The organism is Emticicia sp. TH156 (assembly GCF_002855535.1).
Classification (GTDB): domain Bacteria; phylum Bacteroidota; class Bacteroidia; order Cytophagales; family Spirosomataceae; genus Emticicia; species Emticicia fluvialis.
This window is the reverse complement of record NZ_PKRS01000010.1, coordinates 16,912-37,758: the sequence shown is the minus strand read 5'-3', so window position 1 is coordinate 37,758 and position 20,847 is coordinate 16,912. Positions and strand designations below refer to the sequence as shown.

General features: G+C 42.0%; 16 protein-coding genes. 6 read left to right on the top strand and 10 right to left on the bottom strand.

Annotated features, from left to right (window positions below; all coding sequences use genetic code 11):
- Positions 1–33 precede the first annotated feature (33 nt).
- Positions 34–357 (bottom strand): DUF6660 family protein, encoded by a 324-nt coding sequence (locus C0V77_RS18070; RefSeq protein WP_143706127.1) that lies wholly within the window; start codon positions 355–357, stop codon positions 34–36.
- 168 nt (positions 358–525) lie between these two features.
- On the bottom strand, positions 526–2,382 hold the full coding sequence (locus tag C0V77_RS18060; protein ID WP_101727768.1) for a CocE/NonD family hydrolase: 1,857 nt from the start codon (positions 2,380–2,382) through the stop codon (positions 526–528).
- 441 nt (positions 2,383–2,823) lie between these two features.
- Here C0V77_RS18060 and hisG point away from each other — a divergent pair, with 441 nt between their 5' ends.
- Genes hisG through hisD form a run of 3 tightly spaced genes read left to right on the top strand, consistent with a single transcriptional unit; the run spans position 2,824 to position 5,290 of the window.
- The gene (hisG, locus tag C0V77_RS18055; protein WP_101727767.1) at positions 2,824–3,693 is read left to right on the top strand and encodes an ATP phosphoribosyltransferase; all 870 of its coding nucleotides are present in this window, start codon (positions 2,824–2,826) and stop codon (positions 3,691–3,693) included.
- A 22-nt stretch (positions 3,694–3,715) separates the two neighbouring features.
- Positions 3,716–4,021, top strand: a complete 306-nt coding sequence (locus C0V77_RS18050; RefSeq protein ID WP_101727766.1) for a phosphoribosylpyrophosphate synthetase — start codon at positions 3,716–3,718, stop codon at positions 4,019–4,021.
- A complete protein-coding gene (gene hisD / locus C0V77_RS18045; RefSeq protein ID WP_101727765.1) occupies positions 4,022–5,290 on the top strand; it encodes a histidinol dehydrogenase in 1,269 nt (422 codons plus the stop codon).
- Positions 5,291–5,403: 113 nt separating this feature from the next.
- Here hisD and C0V77_RS18040 read toward each other — a convergent pair whose 3' ends face one another.
- Both C0V77_RS18040 and C0V77_RS18035 read right to left on the bottom strand, forming a co-directional pair.
- Entirely contained in the window at positions 5,404–7,161 is a 1,758-nt protein-coding gene (locus tag C0V77_RS18040) for a glycoside hydrolase family 9 protein (protein WP_101727764.1), read from the bottom strand.
- 314 nt (positions 7,162–7,475) lie between these two features.
- Positions 7,476–9,434, bottom strand: coding sequence for a sialate O-acetylesterase (locus C0V77_RS18035; RefSeq protein ID WP_101727763.1), 1,959 nt, complete (start codon positions 9,432–9,434; stop codon positions 7,476–7,478).
- 363 nt (positions 9,435–9,797) lie between these two features.
- On the opposite strand from C0V77_RS18035, the gene C0V77_RS18030 reads away from it, so the two are divergent.
- Positions 9,798–10,262 (top strand): SRPBCC family protein, encoded by a 465-nt coding sequence (locus C0V77_RS18030; protein WP_101727762.1) that lies wholly within the window; start codon positions 9,798–9,800, stop codon positions 10,260–10,262.
- A gap of 77 nt (positions 10,263–10,339) precedes the next feature.
- Here C0V77_RS18030 and C0V77_RS18025 read toward each other — a convergent pair whose 3' ends face one another.
- From C0V77_RS18025 to C0V77_RS18005, 5 genes are all read right to left on the bottom strand, one after another.
- Complete coding sequence (locus tag C0V77_RS18025) at positions 10,340–11,692, bottom strand: serine hydrolase (RefSeq protein WP_101727761.1); 1,353 nt, start codon at positions 11,690–11,692, stop codon at positions 10,340–10,342.
- A 38-nt stretch (positions 11,693–11,730) separates the two neighbouring features.
- A complete protein-coding gene (locus C0V77_RS18020) occupies positions 11,731–12,438 on the bottom strand; it encodes a LytTR family DNA-binding domain-containing protein (protein ID WP_216824452.1) in 708 nt (235 codons plus the stop codon).
- Between the two features lie 3 nt (positions 12,439–12,441).
- Positions 12,442–13,983: a sensor histidine kinase gene (locus tag C0V77_RS23410; protein WP_229236315.1), complete on the bottom strand. Its 1,542-nt coding sequence runs from the start codon at positions 13,981–13,983 to the stop codon at positions 12,442–12,444.
- A 134-nt stretch (positions 13,984–14,117) separates the two neighbouring features.
- Positions 14,118–16,100 (bottom strand): S9 family peptidase, encoded by a 1,983-nt coding sequence (locus tag C0V77_RS18010; protein ID WP_101727760.1) that lies wholly within the window; start codon positions 16,098–16,100, stop codon positions 14,118–14,120.
- Between the two features lie 99 nt (positions 16,101–16,199).
- Complete coding sequence (locus C0V77_RS18005) at positions 16,200–17,054, bottom strand: AraC family transcriptional regulator (RefSeq protein ID WP_101727759.1); 855 nt, start codon at positions 17,052–17,054, stop codon at positions 16,200–16,202.
- A gap of 277 nt (positions 17,055–17,331) precedes the next feature.
- On the opposite strand from C0V77_RS18005, the gene C0V77_RS18000 reads away from it, so the two are divergent.
- Together C0V77_RS18000 and C0V77_RS17995 are read left to right on the top strand one after the other, a co-directional pair.
- Positions 17,332–18,333 carry a phytanoyl-CoA dioxygenase family protein gene (locus C0V77_RS18000; RefSeq protein ID WP_216824451.1) on the top strand — a complete coding sequence of 334 codons (1,002 nt, stop codon included), beginning with the start codon at positions 17,332–17,334 and terminating at the stop codon, positions 18,331–18,333.
- 2 nt (positions 18,334–18,335) lie between these two features.
- The gene (locus C0V77_RS17995; protein WP_229236314.1) at positions 18,336–19,157 is read left to right on the top strand and encodes an aldo/keto reductase; all 822 of its coding nucleotides are present in this window, start codon (positions 18,336–18,338) and stop codon (positions 19,155–19,157) included.
- A 116-nt stretch (positions 19,158–19,273) separates the two neighbouring features.
- Here C0V77_RS17995 and C0V77_RS17990 read toward each other — a convergent pair whose 3' ends face one another.
- Complete coding sequence (locus C0V77_RS17990; RefSeq protein WP_101727758.1) at positions 19,274–20,425, bottom strand: LacI family DNA-binding transcriptional regulator; 1,152 nt, start codon at positions 20,423–20,425, stop codon at positions 19,274–19,276.
- Between the last annotated feature and the right edge of the window lie 422 nt (positions 20,426–20,847).

Genomic DNA, 20,847 nt, shown 5'->3' with positions numbered 1-20,847 from the left:
GTTTTCGCAGAGCGAAAATCTATCTAAGTCGTATTAAACTAATTGTGGCGGTTGCCAGAGCAAGGAAATAAAACCTGCGGTATCTTTGGTTTCGGCAAGATACACCGTTCTGGCTGAACCAACGCTGTGCACAACGGCTTGTTCGGTGTAAGGAGAAATCATAAGATTACCACAGCAGGCACAACTGCATAAAGGCGAACAGAGGTCAGACTCCTCACCATGCCCCGCCTGTGAATCAGTGTTGGCACGTACAACAACCTTAGCCATAGTATCTATACTGCCGGCGATATCATGGCAGGGCATACACGCCAGAAAAAGCAGATAAAAGCTAAAGAATATGTTCGAAAACCGACTCATACTGCAAATGTAGGTAAGAAACCCATGCAACAGGAGTGCAAGAAAAATATTTATTTTTTTCTGAAAAAGATGGCCGGTAAATCTATAATCTTTACAAATACCCAGTATTTAAACAAAAAAAATCGCAGGAGTTGCCTGCGATTTTACGTATGCCAGAATTGACTATTGTTACTTTAATACCTGTACCTCAATGCTCGAGTCAGAATAAACTTTGTGTGTGGCTTTTATAAAATCAGCCTCATCAGCTTTGTAAATATTCGGCACAAATTTCTGAGGGTTGCGGTCAATCAACGGGAACCACGTGCTTTGTACCTGAATCTGTATCTTGTGGCCCTTTTTAAAAGTATGAAGCACATCCTGCAGCTGAATATTGACGTCAGTCAATTTGTTTGGCACAAATGCCTCGGGTTTCTCAAAGCTGTTTCTGAAACGGCCTCTCATTACCTCACTACGGACCATCTGGTGATAATTAGCCAACATCACATTTTTATTTGGCATATAGGGGTGGTTCACCTCGTTGCCCGGGTACACATCAATCAGTTTTACAACCCAGTCGGCATCGCTGCCTGTTGTGCTTACTTTCAGTTTAGCAAAAATCTCTCCTCCCAGAGTTATGTCTTCCGTTAATACATCTGTTTCAAATACCAGTACATCCGGGCGTTTGGCAGCAAAGCGCTGGTCTTCCGACATATAGTTGAAAGGGGTAAAGCCCGTCATGGATGCAAGGTCTTCACTGTAAGGTACCGGCTTTTTAGGGTCACTTATATATTCACTGGCACCAGCCTTGACAGGTTTAGCCTGGTCAAGTTTGCCATTTGTATTCAGGTAAAATGTTAGCTTTTGCGCAGCGGCTGACGGCCATTTGTCAAATTGTTTCCATTCTTTGGTGCCTGTGTCAAACAGATAAGCGTCTGGCAGGCCTGTTTTACCGTCACCTGCTTCTTTCAGAAAATGGCGGAAGAATTTAGCCTCAATGTTTCTTTGGTAGAAAGTAGCAATACTATCTCCAAAATACACATTGCTATGCAAAGTATGGCCTGTCTCTGCCGACCAGCGGCCATGCCCGAAAGGCCCCATTACCAATGTGTTATAAGTACCCGGGTTGTTTTTTTCTATTTTTTTGTAAACATTCAACGGGCCATATAAATCTTCGGCATCAAACCAGCCACCCACTGTCATAACTGCATGTTTGATGTTTTTCAGATGCGGAATAATGCTTCTTTTTTGCCAGAAATCGTCATAATTAGGGTGGTTTATGGTTTCCTGCCAATAGAAATTGTCTTTGTAGTATTTCTGAGCGTTTTTCAGCGGGCCTAAATCAAGCTGAAACTGGTAGCCGTCTTTCATCTGGCTGGTATTAATCATCTGGCTGTTATACCAAGCCTGAGACGTAGGGCTGGGTGTTTGAACACCAAATACAGGAAAGGTGAAAAGATAAGCCTGTATGAATGCCCCGTTGTGGTGGAAGTCGTCAAAGAAAAAGTCGCTCACTGGAGCTTGCGGCGATGACGCCTTTAATGCCGGGTGGGCATCTACGGCTCCGGCCACGGTATAGAACCCGGGGTACGAGATTCCCCATTGGCCAACGCGGCCGTTATTTGAGGGGATATTTTTTAATAGCCATTCAATGGTATCGTAGGTATCAGAGCTTTCATCAGGCGCTGTGTTGGCACCATTGCCCGGGTTATTGGGTGTCATGTTGGTCCAGGTACCTTCCGACATCCAACGGCCTCGTACATCCTGATACACAAAAATAAATTTGTCTTTCATTAAGGTTTGTGATGGCCCCAAACGGTACGGATATTTGTCTTCACCATAAGGCGCAACACTATAGCAGGTTCTCTGCATCAGTATCGGGTACTTGTTAGACTCCGACGCATCGTTCGGTACATAAACTGCTGTGTGCAGTTTGGTGCCGTCGCGCATGGGTATTTTGTATTCGCGTTTGGTATAATTTTGTTTTACAAAATCATTTTGCGCTAAAGCTACAAACGAGCATAGCACAAAAAAGATAATCTTTTTCATGAAGAGGTAGTTTGAAATAAAGTATGAGTTAAAAACCTGACGCTAATTTAGAAGGAATGCCAGAGCATTTCATCAAAAGCGAACAGAATTTTTAAAGAGAATTTCTGAATGGGCTAAATAACTTGAATCAGAAAAAAATGGCAAGCAGACAAATCATAACGACAATAATAGCCGAGACGATTTTTTTTACTTTATTTAGTTTCATTTCACGAGTAGCCCGGTAACTGAGATGCACCGAATGTCTCATAAATTCTAGGGTGTTTTAGGAGTGGTATTAAAATTTTGCAACGCGTTTAACGTGATACAAATATAGTTGATTTTAAGCGTTTTACAAGTTAAGCCAATGTTAATATTCAACTAAATTGCTTTAAACAATATATTCCTTTGTGAAAAGCGTTCCAAACTGTATTTTTGCAGACTTTTCAATGAAATCAAAAATAAATGGCGAATAAAGATTCTATTTTACGCATTGCCCTGCAGAAATCTGGCAGGCTGAGTGAAGACTCCTTTGGACTTTTCAAAGAATGCGGTATAAAGTTTGAAAGTGGCACAGGCAAGCTTAAAACTTCGTCGTCTAACTTTAATGCAGAGTTCCTTTTTCTTAGGGATGACGATATTCCGGGCTATGTGGAAGACGGCGTGGCAGATATAGGTATTGTTGGCGAAAATGTATTTGTTGAGTCAAATCGTGAAGCCGAACTGGTTTACAGGCTGGGTTTTTCGAAATGCAGATTGTCAATAGCTGTGCCTCGTGGCGTTGAGTATAATGGTATTGAAGATTTCAACGGTAAAAGCATAGCTACTTCATACCCGCGTATTCTGGGCGGTTATCTGAAAAGTAAGGGGGTAACGGCTGAAATACATGAGATCAGCGGGTCGGTTGAGATTGCCCCCAGCATTGGTCTGGCCGAAGGTGTTTGTGACATCGTCAGCTCGGGTAGCACCTTGCTCAGTAATGGTTTGAAAGAAGTAGAGGCCATTTTTAAGTCTGAGGCCATTCTGGTTGCCAGCAAAAATTTGTCTGACGAAAAGCGGGAAACCCTTAACAAATTATTGTTCAGAATAAGGGCAGTACAAACCGCACAGAATTACAAGTATATTCTGCTGAATGCACCCAATGATAAGCTGGATGAGATTATTGGCTTGCTACCGGGCATGAAGAGCCCCACTATTGTGCCGCTGGCCATGTCTGGCTGGTGCTCGATTCATTCTGTATTGGAAGAAAACCAGTTCTGGGAGAATATCGAGGCTATTCGTGCCGCAGGTGCCGAGGGCATTCTGGTGATACCGATAGAAAAAATGATTTATTAAAAACTACATTTTCTTAATAGCCATGACCACCTACGATACCTCTGCCGATGCTATAAATGCTTTAACAGCGAATGGCTACGAGCATAATTTTAATCTGAAAAACGAAGCACTGTATTGTTATACCCATGACACGCACCTGCCACCGGATGATTTTCAGATTGATGAGGTACATCGTTTTGAGGGCGAAACTGACCTTGATGATGAACTGGTGGTGTATGCCATTTCTTCGCCATCTACGGGTTTAAAAGGAGTTTTAGTGAATGCTTATGGCGTATATGCTGAGGGAGTCTCGGCAGAATTGGTAGAAAAACTGAAAATCATCAGATAAATGAAAATAGTATCTTTTCCTCCACGAGCTGAGTGGAAACAGTTGCTGGCACGACCCGTGCAGGAAATGGCAGATATTGAGCAAAAAGTACAACCAATTTTAGCCAAAGTTAAAATAGAAGGCGATAATGCCTTGCGTGAATTTGCTTTGAAATTCGATAAGATTGAATTAGGTGCCATACAGGTACCGCAATCTGAAATTGATGCTGCCGGCGAGCATCTTTCAGGAGAGCTGAAGGCAGCCATTCATCAGGCATATCAGAATATCTATACTTTTCATGCTGCACAAAAGCAACAGCCACAGGTAATTGAAACCATGCCGGGTATAAAGTGCTGGAGAAAAAACGTGGGTATACAAAAAGTCGGGTTTTATATTCCGGGGGGTACTGCTCCGCTCTTTTCAACAGTGTTGATGTTGGGTGTACCGGCACAAATAGCCGGTTGTCAGGAGGTAATCCTTTGTTCGCCAAGTAACCATCCGGCTATTTACTATGCAGCCAAACTGGTAGGTGTAACTAAGGTTTTCAGGGTAGGCGGGGCTCAGGCCATTGCGGCTATGGCCTATGGTACTGAAACTATTCCGCAGGTATTTAAGATTTTCGGCCCGGGTAACCAGTATGTAACGGCTGCCAAACAATTATTGAGTAAAGAGGGTGTAGCCATTGATATGCCCGCAGGACCATCAGAAGTGGCTGTTTTTGCCGATGATTCAGCTATTCCGTCTTTCGTAGCTTCTGACCTGCTTTCGCAGGCTGAACATGGAGCCGATAGCCAGGTATTACTGGTAACAACCAGCAAGAAACTGGTTTCGGCTGTTAATCTGGCTGTATCTGGTCAGTTAAACCGTCTTCCAAGAAAAGAACTGGCTGCACAGGCTATAGAGAATTCAAAGATAATTCTGCTTGAAAATGAAGCTGATTGTATTGAGTTGCTGAATGATTATGCACCCGAACACCTGATATTATCGGTTGAGAATTATTCTGATGTGGCAGAGCAGATAGTCAATGCAGGCTCGGTGTTTTTGGGTAATTACACGCCTGAATCATGCGGAGATTATGCGTCAGGTACTAACCATACCCTGCCAACCAATGGCTATGCACGTGCTTACAGTGGCGTATCTTTAGATAGTTTTGTAAAGAAAATTACTTTTCAAGAAATATCAGAAACCGGCATCAGAAACATCAGTAAAACTGTAGAACTAATGGCTGAGGCTGAGTCGCTGGAGGCTCATAAACGAGCTGTTAGCCTGAGAGTAGAAAGTCTGGGATGATTGTAAAGCGCTTTTAAATAATCATAAAAAAATCCAGTTCTGGGAGGACTGGATTTTTTTATGCCTTCAGCATGCCCCTTAACACATTAAGGCATCAGTGTTTTGCTGCCTGTTCAGAACTGCTTTTGCAGGGCCTCAATTGCCGCTGCCAGATAAACCATTGGGGCATTCCAGTTAATGGCAATTTCGTTTGATGCATAAGAACACTCATCATCTGTAAATGACTCGTCAGCAAACAAAGAAGTGTAAGAGGCGCATTTATCTTGTCTGCCAACATTAGGCCCGCCAGATAGCAAACCCGGCACCGGCTGTGGAATGCCGTCGGATACTGATGGCCTGTGGTGTGCGTGCATAACCTGCTTTGAGCCATAGCCGGTAAGAAAAGAATATCCGGTTGCATTTCTTCCAAACAAATAATCCAGATTAGATAAGGCCGCTTCAAGGTACCTCTTGTCAGAGGTAATTTTGTAGGCTTGCAAAAGTGCAATTCCCTGATTGGCCGCATGAGAACTACTACCCCACATGTAATCCTGGGCGCTTTTGCCCATTACAGTGTTAAAGGCTTGTTTGTCAGAACCTTCTAACAGTTGGTCGGCAAAGGTTTTCAGCAACTCTTTTACTTTAGGTAAAGCAGTCAAAGCTTTGGGCGTAAGCGTTTTCTCCGACCTCACTAAACTGTAATACCCCAGCATTCTGACCTGATTCCACGAGGGTAATTGTAAAGGCGTTTCAGGGAACAGATTGTTAACGTCGGCATAGTTATCGTCTTTGGTGCTTATCCAGAGTTCTATTGCAGCCCAAATCCACTCATCAGATGAGTTTCTGTCGCCATATTCACCGGTTACAATATCGGGGTCAAACTGTTTATTGATTTCATTTTGCCTGTAGAACGCATTTTGGTTGGCTCTGGCCCATGCCCAGGCTTTGGTAGCGGCTGTCAGGCATGAATCTGCAAGGCCGGGTAACTGCTTCTGATAGTCTTTCAATATCCGGCTTGCTTGCGCCATTACGGCTACGAAATTTAACGAGGCTGTAATGCTTTTTTGTACCACATAGCGTGGCTTTGTGGCTTTGTCTGGCATTATCATTCCATCGAACAAAGGGTTGGTCAGCTTATGATAAACACCGCCGTCGGCGGGGTCTTGCATGGTTAGCATCCATCTTAAATTGTACAGTGCCTCGTCCAGTAAATCTGGCATGGCATTCTTGCTTTCAGGAATATTGGCCTTGAAGGTCTTAAAGTATGCCGGATGGTCTTCATACAATGAAAACAGTGTAGCCATTGTTATACCCGAGTTTACAATATATTTGTTGTAGTCTCCGGCATCATACCAACCTCCAGGCGAAGAAATTACCGAATTTTCTGGTCTCTCTTCGGAAGCTGCCGAGGCGTGTATCAATACTTTGTCATCCGGGTGCCCGGCACTTCTGTGCCATTTGCCTGCATATTTTTCAGGCAGCTCAGTAGATGCCCTCTGGTAATAAAAGCCTTTCAGCGAAGCAATGGCAGCACTATGATGCACATCGTTTTTGATTTCGAACGGATATGAAATACCTTTTTCTCCGATACTCACATAGTAAAGACCGGTCTTCTGAAAGGCTGAAAAATCGGCAATCTGAGTGGTTTTCTTAGAAATACTGTTAGTCCTTTGCTCAGACAGCTTCCCTCGGTAAACCACATCTTTTTTGTTTGGCGCCAGTACACTAAAATCACTTTGCTTTTCGCCTACCCAAACAGCCAATTTAGGTGCTTTTGGATAAAAGCCCAATTGATTAAGCCTGATGTTTTCTGTTTGGGCAGCGGCATCGGACATACTGCCAATGGCGACAAGAAACAGTACAATTGAATACAGGTTGAATATAGGTTTCATAAATTACAGGTTGATTAAAAATTAAGCCACACTCAATGTTAAAACAGAAAGTGTGGCTTTTAAAATATTATTGGCATTGAGATAATTATCTTTTGGGCCCTTCAGAATCATAAACATTCATTTTTTTCCATAGATGTGAGTATTCTTCTACTAAATTTTAAGTAGATGGGATGTTTCTGGTATATTTCTACCCCTCAGAAATTATGCCATAAACCCAGAGATACGGCCGGTAGTTTGAGTCCGCTTTTACCGCATTGGCGCTAGGTCATTTGCCCTTATCGGTTATTATTTGCTGAATACCCCATATTTTAGCTTTATTCAAATTTACCGTTAATGGTTATACCTTTCCAGTCGTCAGTTCTGAACGGGCTTGCGGGTAATCCATCTGCATTAAATAAGTTGGCATCTTCTGGCGCATCTGCCCACGCATACCTAACCGCAACAGGTTTTAATCCTTTCGGATGAAACACCACTACTTTATTACCCACTATTTCTGCTTTGGCATAATAAAACACCTTATCGTCTCCGGCTATTTCAAAACCTTTCAGGTAGCCGAATTTGTCTTTGGCAGTCAAACCTTTGCCTGTATATTTAAACGACAAAGTAGCTTTGCCTTTCTCAAATTTCACGGATTCGTACATCGGGCCTGAATGCAGCAAGTCTTGTCCGTAATCAAATTTCAGCGCATTCAGGGCAAGCCTGTGGCCTACGTCCTGTTTGTTGGTGGGATGAATATCTTTCGGGTTGCCTACATCTGTAGAAACTGCCATTCCGGTTTTTGGCAGGCTCAAGGTCATGGTTTGTGCTTCGCGCAGTTCTCCCCAGTTACTACCCTGATTACTGTTCTGGTATCCGCCGTAACTAGACAACTGTACAAAATAAAACGAGAATTCATCATTCCATTGCTTGCGCCAGTCGTTTATCATCAAAGGAAAACTCTTGCGATATTGGTAGGCACGACCGGCATTGGTTTCTCCCTGATACCACAGCGCACCACGAATCGCAAAAGGTACCAAAGGGGCTATCATGGCATTAAAAATAGTGGTACCTACATTGTTACTCGAATGCAGATACTCGTGGTTATCAGCAAATGACGGCAGGATTCTCCATTCATTGGCCAGGCTGATTTTATCAGTTCCGGCGCTCAGGTATAAATCTTCATTACTGCCCATTATACCTAACCCGTACCATGAGGGGTCAGCCATTTTACCAAATTTTATGGTCAGGCGGTTGTTGCCCGCTTTCCAGGTATTGGCAGGAACAATAATTTTACGGTTTCCTTTCAGAATACCTTTAAATAGCAGCTGGCCATTTACATAAATCTCATTTGGGCTGTCCTGAATACCCAGCCCAAGGGTGGTTTCTTTACCGGCCATGTCGGCAGGTACATTTACATTACGGGCCATGAAGCCATTCCCTCTGAACATCCATACGCCTTTCCAATCCCATTGGCCAAGCGGGCTACCTGCATTAAGCCATTTAGAAATGTCATAGTTTTCTTCCAGATACTTCTTTTCATACGCCGCATCTGGGTTTATTTCTTCACTGCCTAGAAGTGCTTTTCTGGTTTTGGCATCATGAATGGCATCTGCCGCCTCCCAATTGTCGGGCAGTTTTTGTGCATAGGTTTTCAGTTCATTGTCTGTCAGCATCGCCTCTCTGCTTATCCAGCCTTCAATCTGAGAGCCTCCCCATGATGAATGCAGTAAACCAACCGGGATATTCAGTTTTTTGTATAAGTCGCGGGCAAAAAAGAAGCCTACCGCCGTAAAATTGCCAAATGTCGCTGGTGTGCAAACAACCCATTCGCCAGTTTTCAGATCTGTTTGTGGGGTCATGGTAACTTCATGGTCCACATAAAAATGTCTTATCTGCTGATAGTTAGCATCATTTTTCTCGTTCATATAGTTGTCGGCCTGCATTACTCTCCATTCCATGTTCGATTGTCCCGAACAAAGCCAGACTTCACCAATCAGAATGTCTTTTACGGTTAGATTACCTGATTGCGCCAATACGTTTAGTTGATGCGGCCCGCCTGCTTCCAGCGGGTTCAGTTTTACAAGCCATTTGCCCGAGGCATCTGCCTGAGCTGACTGTGTTTGGTTAGCCAGGGTTACTTTCACGGTTTCATTTGGGTTTGCCCATCCCCAAACCGGAATAGGTTTCTGGCGTTGCAGTACTAGGTGGTCAGAGAATAGCCTGGCCAGCCTTAATTGAGCAAATGCAGTTACATTGAGCGTAAGCAGCAGCAGAACCGACAGGAATCGTTTCATATAAAAAATATTATAATTGGTTGAATAATGAATTAGATACAATGATAAGCAAAGTTTTATGAAAAACGCTCCTTTTCGGGAGTTCCCGGCTTAACATTAATACTGGTTTAATTTTATAGTTTAAAATAGTAGCGATTGACTGATTGACTTTTACTAAAACCCTTTGCAATTGTTGTTTCTTTTTCTTTTAAAAACAGAATTTGTGGCAAAATGAGAAGGAAGAGAAGGTAGTCGTGAAGTTCATTTACAGGCTTTGTATTTATCCTTTTTAGCCGTGGGTATTAATAATATAATTAAAAGACACTAAAAAATATTAAAACATTTAATAGAAACAACTGGTTAAATAGAAAAACTGCCTTTTAAATGCACAGCCTGTATAAAACTCAAAAACTACCCATAGATATAGAAACCGCCTGGAAGTTCCTGTCGGTTCCTGAAAATCTTAAAACTATTACGCCCTCCTATATGGGCTTCGAAATGACCTCCAGGCATCATGGAAACGTAATGTATGCAGGCCAGATAATTACGTACCTGGTAAAACCTGTGATGGGGATACCCCTGAAATGGTGTACTGAAATAACGCATGTGCAAGAGCCGCACTATTTTGTTGATGAGCAACGCATGGGGCCTTATCAATTCTGGCATCATCAGCATAAGTTAAAGGAAATCAAAAATGGTGTTTTAATGGAAGACATCATTCATTACAAACTTCCTTTGGGTGTTCTGGGTAATATTGCCAATAGTATTATGGTCAGCGGGCAATTAGAAGAAATCTTTGAATACAGACAAAAGAAGTTAATTGAGCTCTTTGGCGATTACAAGGAATAAGCCGCTGGTATAGGAGTTAATATAATCAGCGCTGGCCATTTTGTTAAAGCCAGCGCTGATTTTTTGTTTATTAATGGTTAGCGTATCCTGTGCCCGGTTCTGATAATGCCGCCAATATCCAATTTTAATTTATTATATTTTCCGGTTTCATCTTTTGCAAAAGATATCTCTACGGCTTCCTGCTCAATATCGAAAAAGTTGGTTTCGTCTGCTGCCGCCAGAACTGACCTGGGCCCATTAACAGGGTAGGCAATTAATATACCATTTTCTATCCTGAAATCAATGACCAGTTTCTGTTGCTCAACCTCAAAGGAACCTGCGTATTGAGCTAATATATCGGCCGATAATTTTACTACATGCTTAACTTTTGGAAGTTTGTACGGCTGGTTATACAAAACAGCCACAATATTTCTGGTTATGATACTCATTCCGGGCGTTTCGGTATTGTTCAGCAGAATAATACAAACATCATCTTCCACTATTCTGGCAAAGTTACTTCTGTAGCCTGGTATGCCGCCGCTATGAGATACAACGCGCCTACTAAAAACTGAATCAATTATCCAGCCGTATCCATAATTCTGCTTTACCGGTGTGTACGCCTTCGCTGAAGTCTGGATTTTAATAATCTGATTTTTCTGCAAAACCTGATGCCATTTGTATAAATCCTGAACGGAAGAATAAATCGCTCCTGCCGCAAATACAACCGACGAATCATACAGTGGAGCCAGCTTGTTGTAGTCTTTTCCGGAGTCTGAGTAATAACCCAACGCTTTCTTATCTTCCGGCTGGCCAGCGAAATCAAACCCGCTGTTTACCATGCCTGCCGGTGTGAACAGGTATTTTCTAACTGCCTTTTCATAAGACATGCCACTTACTTTTTCAATAATGTATCCTAAAAGGATGTAACCTGAGTTGCTGTAATTCCAGCCCTTACCAGGTCGGAAATCAAGCGGGTGGTCTTTAAATAAAGATAACATTCTTTCCTGGCTTGCGTGCCGAGTTGCCTCTTTAAACATAAAGTCGCTGTTGTTGGTGTAGTTATAAATGCCCGCAGTATGGCTTAGTAGCTGTTCAATGCTTATGCTATCACCCAGCGGATAATCAGGATAATACTTACTTAGTTTGTCTTGCAACGATAATTGTTTCATTTCAGCCAGCTTTTGTATTAAAGTGGCTGTAAAGGTTTTGGTTACAGAGGCAATGGGGTAAAGAGTTGCAGTAGTGTTCTTTCGTTTTTTCTGCAGGTTCTGAAACCCATATCCTTTTTCTAATAATATTTTACCCTTTTTAGCCACCAGAACGGTTCCGTTAAACTCGTGGTTTTGGGTATATGCGCTCATCAGTTCATCCAGCTTTTGCGAGGTACTTTGTGCGATAACTGTACCTGATAGGCTTACTAAAAGGCAAAGCGCTGCCATTATCTTTTTCATAAGATAAAATTTTAATGTGTAATAATGATAATTGAGAATTATGCTTTAGCGTGCGCCATAATAAACCTCTCTAATTCATTGCTGTAAGCTGCGCCGATTGGTAATTCTTTGGTTCCAATCCAGACACACCTTTTGTCTGTCTTAATGATTTTTTTGCGCGCAACAATAAATGATCGGTGAATACGGATGAACGCCTTGGCCGGCAATAGCAATTCGGCCTCTGTCATGGTAAGTCTTGAAATGACAGTTTGTTTGTCTGTTACAAATTTTATATAGTTACCCGTGCTTTCGGCATAGAGTAAATCTTCCAGGTCAACCCTAATCTGCTCATATCCGCTTTTAATAAATATAGCCGGAAGCGCAGCTTCATTAAACTGACGGTTGTTCCGCACCTCATATAGCTCATTGGCTTTGGTACAGGCTTGTAAGAAACGGGCAAATGAAAACGGTTTCAGCAGGTAATCAATAGCATTGAGTTCAAAGCTTTGCACGGCGTGTTCGCTGTAGGCGGTGGTGAATATCACAAATGGGTTATGCGGCAAAGCCTTTACCAATTCAATACCAGAAATACCCGGCATTTTTATGTCCAGAAACAACAAATCAATTTTTTGAGTCTGCATCAATGATATTGCCTCAGCAGCCTTGGTAAAACAGGCCGACAAATTAACAAAGCTGATTTGAGCTGCCAGATTTTTAATAATCTCCAGCGCTATGGGTTCGTCATCAATGGCAATGGCGTTCAGCATAATTTATTGATTCGGATGGATGATTAATACGACTTTGAACTCATTTCCGTCTGACTCGATTTGAAGTTCATGTCTGTTTTCGTAAAACAAATGTAATCTTTCCCGCACATTTACCAAGCCAATACCCGAGTGCTCCTTTTCAGGGTCATTGTCAGCGGCAGTATGAATGCTATTCCGTACTTCAAACCTGATATTATGGTAGTCACAATTCAGTCTGATTTTTATCCAGGATGGTTCATAGAGATGTACCCCATGTTTAAAAGCATTTTCAACAAGCGGAATCAGCAACATAGGGGCAATTACATGGTTACAGTCTTGCTCTGCAATGTTTTCTTCAATAGTAATACTCGGGCTGGTCTGTATACGCAGTTTTTGTAAACTGATGTAGTTTTTCAGATAGTTTATTTCGCTACTCATAGGTATAAAATCCAGGTGGTTTTCGTGCAGCATAAATCGCATCATGTCTCCGAGTTTTTGTATGCCCTCGGCTGTTCGTTTTGAACCGTCTATCAGAGCAGTACCATACAAGGTATTAAGGGCATTGAACAGAAAGTGCGGATTTATCTGCGAACGCAGGAACTGTAAATCAGCCTTCGATTTCACCAGCGCTTTTTCGGTGCCTCTTAATTGCAGCAACTTATCTTTTTGCATTGTATAAACCAGCCAGCTAATAGGAGTTACCATCAATAATTGGGCTATCCATGAGGTGATGAAAAGTGGCAATGGAGCAAACCGCCGGAATAGAAGCAAACATAAAAAAGTATAAAACAATGAGAATGCAATGGTTAGCACAATGGTGCGGATATTCAGCAAGGGCTTTGAGTCTGACAACGGAAAAATCAGGAAAATATTAGTCAGCGAAACAAAGAGAGCAGGCGTAATAATGGAGAAATAGATAATAAAAAAAATCTCGTTATCTCCGTTAATAAAAGTTAATGTAAAAAACGGTATAATCAGATAAACTACAATCGCTAAGGCTATTTGATTGGCAACCAAAATGCGGTATTCTTTCTTTGCTGATTTTTGAATGAGCAGAATCAGGTATTCTCTGAGGCAGGCAAAAATCAGATAAATGCTGATAAAAACAAAAGCTCTCTGAAAACCAAAAAAGATATCGGTAAGCGGAGCATCATTATACCCGAACAAAGCCAGGAATTTATACCCTTTATAGCTAAAAAGGTAAGGATGTGCAAAATAGGTAGCTACATTTGCATTAAGTGCCAGTAAAAATGTTACTATAATTATAAATGCCCCGAGCCAGAAATACTGTAAATTGCTTTTGTTCCGGGTAATGAGCAATTGAGGAATACTGAGCAGATGCAGGCTTAAATACAATAAATAAAAAAAAATGATGCTGCCTATGCGGGGAGACAACACATTGGTGAAATAATGGAACGACAATCCATTGGCTGTAAATATTTTTTGGTAATTTTCATAAATAGCATCATTACTGATGTTAAAAGCCTCCCATAAATAGTTGGCGAGCGTAATACCTGCCAGCAAGGTAACTAATGTTAATTCGTAACTTCTGATTCTGTTTTTCATTATCTTGTATTTTTCTGACAAGATTACGGATTCTTCAGGTACATTTCCAGCAAATGTGACAAAGCCTTAAAAACAGGGACAGAAATAAAAAAGCGGCTTTCTTTTGGATGAAAGCCGCTGCCTAAACCTATAAGTTATTTTTTTAGATACTTGTCAAACCAGTTGATATAACGCTCGAACCGGTCTTTCTGAAAGGCCGGATTGGTTATGCCATGAAACTGACCCGGATAAATTATGAGTTCGGTCGGGATACCCAATGATTTAAACGCCTGATACATCTGCTCGCTTCCAACCGAAGGTACGTTGAAATCGCTTTCGCCCACCATAAATTGCGTTGGCGTTTTAATGCGGTCGGCCTTTAGAAACGGATAACTCAACGCCACATATTTATCAAAGTTTTTCCATGGCGAGCCCAATTCGTTTTCATATTGAAGAATGTATTGGTCGACACCATATAAAGACGATATCATGGCCACACCCGCACCGCTGGATGCTGCTTTGAAACGGGTATCAGATGCAATGGTATAATTAGTAAGTATACCTCCGTAACTCCAGCCACCTATGCCCAGTCTGGTTGGGTCGGCTATGCCGTTTTGTACCACGTAGTCTGCTGCGCCCAATATGTCAATTACTTCTTTGTTGCCCCAGTCAGCCCAGATGGCCTTGCAAAAATCAAGACCTCTGCCTGTTGAACCTCTGTAATTAACAGCCACAACGGCATAACCTGCAGCGGCCAGCATCTGTCGACCCAGGTCGAAACTATACTCATCCTGTGCTACTGGTCCACCATGAATAAAGAATATTGTAGGAAATTTATCTGCCTTACCGGCACTGGCAGGGCGATAAAGAATATTAGATACCAGCGTGCCATCTTTGCTTTTTGAAGTGAAGCCTTCTACGGTTGCCAAAGAAACCTTAGATAAAAAGTTTTCCTGATGTGCGGTTAGTTTTCGTAAATTGTTGTTTTCAAGTACATAAATTTCAGATGGTGTTTGCGGGTCGCTCATAGTAGTCAGAAAACTGCCCGATGGGTGTCTTTCCAATCCTCCAAAGCTTCGGCTACCACCCATTACTTTGGTCATTTTGCCATCTGTTGCATTAAATTGTGCCACGTAGCGAATGCGGTCGTCGGAAACTAAGGCATAAATACTATTGCCATCTTTGGCCCAACGCAAAGTGCTTACGGGTCTGTCTAAAGATTGGCTCAATAATTTTGGTTCTCCACCATCTTTTGAAACAATGCATAGTATGGACTGGTCGTACATGATGTAGTTTTCGCTTGATGTACTTCTCAAATAGGCTATCTGTTTACCGTCGGGGCTCCATTCAAAACCAGAATCCCGGCCCGGCCATTTAGTAATTTGTTTTATCTGAGCATTGGGTCTGGCATCAATCACCCAAATATCCGCATTAGAGTTTCTGTCGGGGTCATCCGTCCGGTTACTGCTAAACGCAATCTGGCTTCCATCCGGCGACCACTTTGGGTTGGTTTCATCAAAATTTCCTCTGGTAAGCGTATCCAGTTTTTTGGTACCTATATCATATAAATACAGGTGAACAGTCGCTTTGGTGAGATAACCTTCTACATCCTGCTTAAAATGGAACCGGTCTACTACAATGGGTTTCGGAGTTTTAACCTTTGCGGTATCGGCAGGGGTTTTAATAGCCAGCACCAGTTTTTTACTGTCCGGCGACCACGCGTAGTCTGTCAAAGAACCTTTTTTCAAATCAGTCAGTTGCCGCGCCTCACCACCTCTTCTGTCCATCAGCCAAATCTGGCTGCTTGCAAGCCCGTTTCTGGACGATACGAATGATAAGAACCTGCCGTCCGGGCTCCATCTGCCCTGCGACTCCCCATCGGGTGTATGTGTTAACTGTATGGTTTCTTTTCCATCCCACGATACCATCCAGATATCGGCATTGCGCTTGTTTTTGGTCGAATCCACAGCAGACAAGGTATAAGAAACCCACTTTCCTTCGGGCGAAATCTGTGGGTCGCCCAGTGTTTGAATTAGGTAAACATCAGATGGCTTTAGCGTTCTTTTGGCGGGTGTCTGGGCAAAACCAATCGTTTTAAATAAAAGTAGAAGCGCCAGTAAAGGCAAAGTCTTTTTCATGGATGGACAGTATTGTTTAGTTCTTTAGTTTGAGAAAATCAAATTTAAAGTGCAGTAGCTTATTTTGAAAGTATAAATGTATTTAATATCATATAATTTCTACTTTGCGTTATTCAGAAATCGTTTTTTGAAGCCAAGTGGATTTTCGCCGGTAACCTTTTTAAAGGTTCGGTTAAAGTAAGACAAACTCTCAAAGCCGCATTCAAAACAGGTTTCTGTTACGTTTTTATCCAGAAGCAGTAATTTCTGTGCCTGATTGATTCGGTAATGGTTGAGAAATTCAACAAAGGGCAGCCTGGTTAATTTTTTGAAATACCTGCAAAATGCCGATTTACTAAGGTTAGTCAGCGCGGCTACATCGTCAAGTTCAATTTTTTGCTGATAGTTTTCATCAATAAAATGGTAAATGCGTTTCAGCCTTTCCTGTTCTTTTTTATTATGCTGGTTTTCTACAGGTTTGTTGTGCAGTAAATTCTTTTCAGGGCTATGGGCCAAGACCTGCAAAATGCTTAGTATTTCAAGAAACTGTTCAAAATGCCCCAGGTTTTTAAGATTCAGTAATCGTTCTCTTAATTGCTGCTTGGTTTCTTTGCCAAATGCCAGCCCATGTTTTGACTGCTCAAATAGTTGATACACTGCCGATAGCTCAGGTATATTGGCAAAGGCATTGCCCAGAAAATCCTGGCGTATCTGTACTACTACTTTTTCGCATTCGGTTTTTACGCCGTAGTCAAAGTTAAGATGAGGTATGTATGAACCTATAAAGACCAGGTCGCTTTCTTCGTATCTGCTAATGTGCTCGCCTACATGGCGCGTACCATTGGCGCCCTCAATATAAACCAGTTCCAGTTCCGGATGAAAATGCCAGTAAAAGACGTCGTTCAGGCGAGGGTTAATAATTAACCTGAATGAGCTGTCTGAGTCGGGTGTAAATTCTTCAAAATGGAGCTTCATAGAGTAGGCCGGAGTGGTACTCCGGCAATTAGTTTACCAGAGTGTGTTCTGAAAAAACTCAGCGAATCTTCAGCACAGTTTTATTTAACAAAAAATAAAATGTTAGCAATTGTAAAGCGATTAGGTACAGTGATTATTGTCTGTTATTTTCAATGGTTGCCTAAATATATAAACAAAATGTCAATATTGTTCAAATAATGGTAATTATCGGAGTAGAAATGCATCTGCCAGGGTCTGTACATTTGTATCATTATTTCAACCAAAAATAGAACTAATTATGGAAGCTGAACAAACCATGATACCAACGATGGCCCCCACAATGGCTCAGCCAATGCAAAACAATGCACATAAAGATATACCGGGTAACCCCTCAACAGCCACCAGCAGCACCATTAAACTTAACGACCGCTCTAACGGAAAACCATTAAGAGTGTTAAGCGAAACAGACTGGGATTTCTGGATTAAAAATGGCTATATTGTTATTAAGAATGCCGTACCGCGCGAACAGGCTTTGGCAACCGCCGGTTTTATATGGGAATTTGAAGAAAAAGACCCCAATAACCCAAATACCTGGTATACCGCCCCGCGTGCCGATATGCAGATGAAAGAACTGATTGGTAGCGGAATGGTTGAGGTTTACAATAATCAGCACCTCTGGAATAACCGCCAGATGCAGAAGGTATATGATGCCTTTGTTGATATTTGGGGCACCGAAAAACTTTGGGTTACTATTGACAGAGCGAATCTCAATTTTCCGTTAAGGCCGCAAGATGAATTTAAGGGTTTTATACACTGGGACTACGACCCTGAAACCAAACCACAGAACGTGCAGGGGGTATTGGCATTGGCCGACCAGACCGATGAAAACATGGGTGGTTTTCAGTGTATACCTGAGCTTTTTCGTACTTATGATACCTGGAAGCTAACGCAGCCGGAAGACCGGAACAGATTTAAACCAGATATTACAGGCTTTGACGATAAGCTGGTAAAAGTAAAATTGGAAGCCGGCGATTTACTGATTTTCAACAGCAGCCAGCCGCACGGAATCAGACCCAACCGCTCAGCAGACAAAGTAAGAATAGCCCAGTATATTTCTATGATGCCCGCAGAAGAAGATAATGAGAGCCTGCGTCAATGGAGAATTAACTCATGGAAAAACCGCATTGCTCCGGAGGGTTATGCTTTCCCCGGCGACCCCCGGAAATGGGAACAAACAAAATATAGCGTGGCCGGGCTAAACGAATTAGGCGAAAAACTTTTAGGATTGAAAAACTGGTAAATATGCAAACGAAACAGTTAATGACAAGCCTCAGCAATGGTGTGCAAATGCCGCTGTTGGGGCTTGGTGTGTACGACATGTACAAAAAAGAAGCCGAACAGGCCGTGCTTTATGCATTAGAAACCGGTTACAGGTTAATTGATACAGCAAGTATGTATAGAAATGAAACCGAAATTGGTAATGCAGTAAACCAAAGCGGTATAAACAGAAAAGAACTGTTTATTACCACAAAAGTAAACAATGACGAACAAGGCTATGAAAAAACCCTGCGTGCATTTGATGCCAGCCTCCAGAAAATGAACCTTGATTACGTTGATTTGTATATGGTACACTGGCCAATAAAACTGACAAGAAAATTTACTTGGAAAGCGCTTGAAAGGCTGTATAACGAGGGCCGTGCAAAAGCCATAGGCGTAGCTAATTATCTGATACCTTTTTTGGATGAACTAGGCATTGAAGCCACTGTGATGCCTGCCGTGAATCAGGTCGAATTCAGCCCGTATCTGTTTCAGGAAGAACTGCTGAATTATTGCCGGGAAAAAAACATTCAGTTGCAGGCGTATTCGCCATTGGTAAGAGGGCAGCGCATGAATGACCCCAAATTGCTGAGCGTAGCACAAAAATACAATAAAACACCTGCTCAGATTATCCTGCGCTGGGCAATGCAGCTTGGTATATCTACCATTCCTAAATCAGCCAACCCGGAGCGACTGAAAGAGAATTTTGATGTGTTTGACTTTGAAATCAACCAGGAAGACATCAGCTTTATTAGTAGTTTTAATGAAAACCTGAGAATTGTTGATGACCCGATGGCGCTTTTATAGGTTGGCTTCAAAGTCTGAATTTGCGTTATTCGTCAATCAAACTTCCAGGCTAGGTATTTCATTTATTAAAAAGGATTGCGAGAGAACTACGTTTTTATAAAACCCTTGTTTACCGATCAGCGTCTGCGGGAGGACTTCCTGATTATCAGTTCTCCCTCTATTGTTCGGGTATAAGGTTCAAAATTATCTTTATTGATGATGTTGTCTATTAAAACACGTGCTGCGGTTTCGCCAATGCTGAATGGAAACTGCTGAAAGACCGTAAGCGATGGCTCTATTAGCGAGGCTATCAGCTCATCTCCAAACGCAACAACGCCCATTTCTTCCGGAATTTTTATGTTTCTCTTCTTTAGCTCCATAATGAGTTCTATTCCATTACCATAATGAACCGTAAAAACGCTGTCAGGTTTTTGTGGTAGGGCCAGCCAGTATTCTAGCGCTTTCAGAGACTCTTCGGTACTGAAATTGCTATAGTAGACCAGCTTTTCATCAAATTCTATTCCGTATTTCTGTAGTGCAGCCTTATAACCTTCTAATCTGTTTTTACTGATAAGTAAGTCGGCTGGTCCTGCCAGAACCGCAATTCTTTTATATCCTTGCTCAATCAGATGCCGGGTAAGTATAAAACTGCCTTCATAATCTTGCTGAACTACCTTTGCGGTATCAACCTCGTTACAAACCCGGTCGAAATGCACAATCGGAACTCCTTTTTTCAATTGCAGTTTAACGTGTTCAAATGAACTTGTCTCTTTTGAATGGCTGATCAGCAAGCCATCTACCCGGCTTGTAACCAATGCCTGCACATTCAGGGTCTCTGTATGATGTGATTCATTAGACTGGCAAATCATTACTCTGTAGCCGGCTTCTGTTGCTACTTTCTGAATGCCAGCCACTACTCCGGCAAAAAAAGGCCTTTGTATATCCGGAATAATCACACCTATGGTATGTGTTTCACCACGATTGAGGCTTTGTGCCAGAAAATTAGGGCGATAGTCCATTTCATTCGCAATCCTGAGCACCTCTCTTCTGGTGTTTTCATTAATTTCGGGGCTGTTATTCAATGCCCGCGATACCGTCGAAGCGGCTATACCAAGCACCTTGGCTATATCAATAATGGTTGTCTGGCGAGGTTTTTTGGCTTGCGACTGTTGGTCTGTTGCAACCGTAAAATACAGGTCGCATGCTTTGCAATAGAGCCGCTGTTTCCCTCTGACGAATCCGGCCCTCACTATTTGGTCGGTATTACCACATTTTATGCAAGGTGTCATTCAAATTAGATTATTTCAATATTGGTTTCAGCCATTAATTTTAATGATTGGTTTTTAAACCGGGCTGGTTTTAAATGTATTAATCAATACCATTCTGCCTGTAAAAATACTTTTTGGTACGGAAACGTTTCCGGAAACGCAACCGATAGATGCCTGGCTCAAAACTATTAAAAATAGCTATTTAAATCTTTCATTTATACAAAATTAGCCATAATATACATGGCTGGAAGCGGTTAAGGAGCGTCTGATACAATCAATTCAATTGTATTATTTGAAGAAATACTTCTTACCAACCATCATCGCCATGAGACAGTATCCGATTGGATACACCCAAAAAAGTACCTAATTTTATATTCATACATTTGTTTTTAGCCAATGTCGGGTGGTGTTTTTCACCACCCTCATTTTTACAGCCCGAACAA

Coding starts and splice junctions, on each gene's coding strand:
- C0V77_RS23410 (WP_229236315.1), bottom strand. CDS start 13,983: ATGAAAAACAGAATCAGAAGTTACGAATTAACATTAGTTACCTTGCTG.
- hisD (WP_101727765.1), top strand. CDS start 4,022: ATGAAAATAGTATCTTTTCCTCCACGAGCTGAGTGGAAACAGTTGCTG.
- C0V77_RS17995 (WP_229236314.1), top strand. CDS start 18,336: ATGCAAACGAAACAGTTAATGACAAGCCTCAGCAATGGTGTGCAAATG.
- C0V77_RS18035 (WP_101727763.1), bottom strand. CDS start 9,434: ATGAAACGATTCCTGTCGGTTCTGCTGCTGCTTACGCTCAATGTAACT.
- C0V77_RS18030 (WP_101727762.1), top strand. CDS start 9,798: ATGCACAGCCTGTATAAAACTCAAAAACTACCCATAGATATAGAAACC.
- C0V77_RS17990 (WP_101727758.1), bottom strand. CDS start 20,425: ATGACACCTTGCATAAAATGTGGTAATACCGACCAAATAGTGAGGGCC.
- C0V77_RS18060 (WP_101727768.1), bottom strand. CDS start 2,382: ATGAAAAAGATTATCTTTTTTGTGCTATGCTCGTTTGTAGCTTTAGCG.
- C0V77_RS18005 (WP_101727759.1), bottom strand. CDS start 17,054: ATGAAGCTCCATTTTGAAGAATTTACACCCGACTCAGACAGCTCATTC.
- C0V77_RS18070 (WP_143706127.1), bottom strand. CDS start 357: ATGAGTCGGTTTTCGAACATATTCTTTAGCTTTTATCTGCTTTTTCTG.
- C0V77_RS18040 (WP_101727764.1), bottom strand. CDS start 7,161: ATGAAACCTATATTCAACCTGTATTCAATTGTACTGTTTCTTGTCGCC.
- C0V77_RS18020 (WP_216824452.1), bottom strand. CDS start 12,438: ATGCTGAACGCCATTGCCATTGATGACGAACCCATAGCGCTGGAGATT.
- C0V77_RS18050 (WP_101727766.1), top strand. CDS start 3,716: ATGACCACCTACGATACCTCTGCCGATGCTATAAATGCTTTAACAGCG.
- hisG (WP_101727767.1), top strand. CDS start 2,824: ATGGCGAATAAAGATTCTATTTTACGCATTGCCCTGCAGAAATCTGGC.
- C0V77_RS18000 (WP_216824451.1), top strand. CDS start 17,332: ATGGAAGCTGAACAAACCATGATACCAACGATGGCCCCCACAATGGCT.
- C0V77_RS18025 (WP_101727761.1), bottom strand. CDS start 11,692: ATGAAAAAGATAATGGCAGCGCTTTGCCTTTTAGTAAGCCTATCAGGT.
- C0V77_RS18010 (WP_101727760.1), bottom strand. CDS start 16,100: ATGAAAAAGACTTTGCCTTTACTGGCGCTTCTACTTTTATTTAAAACG.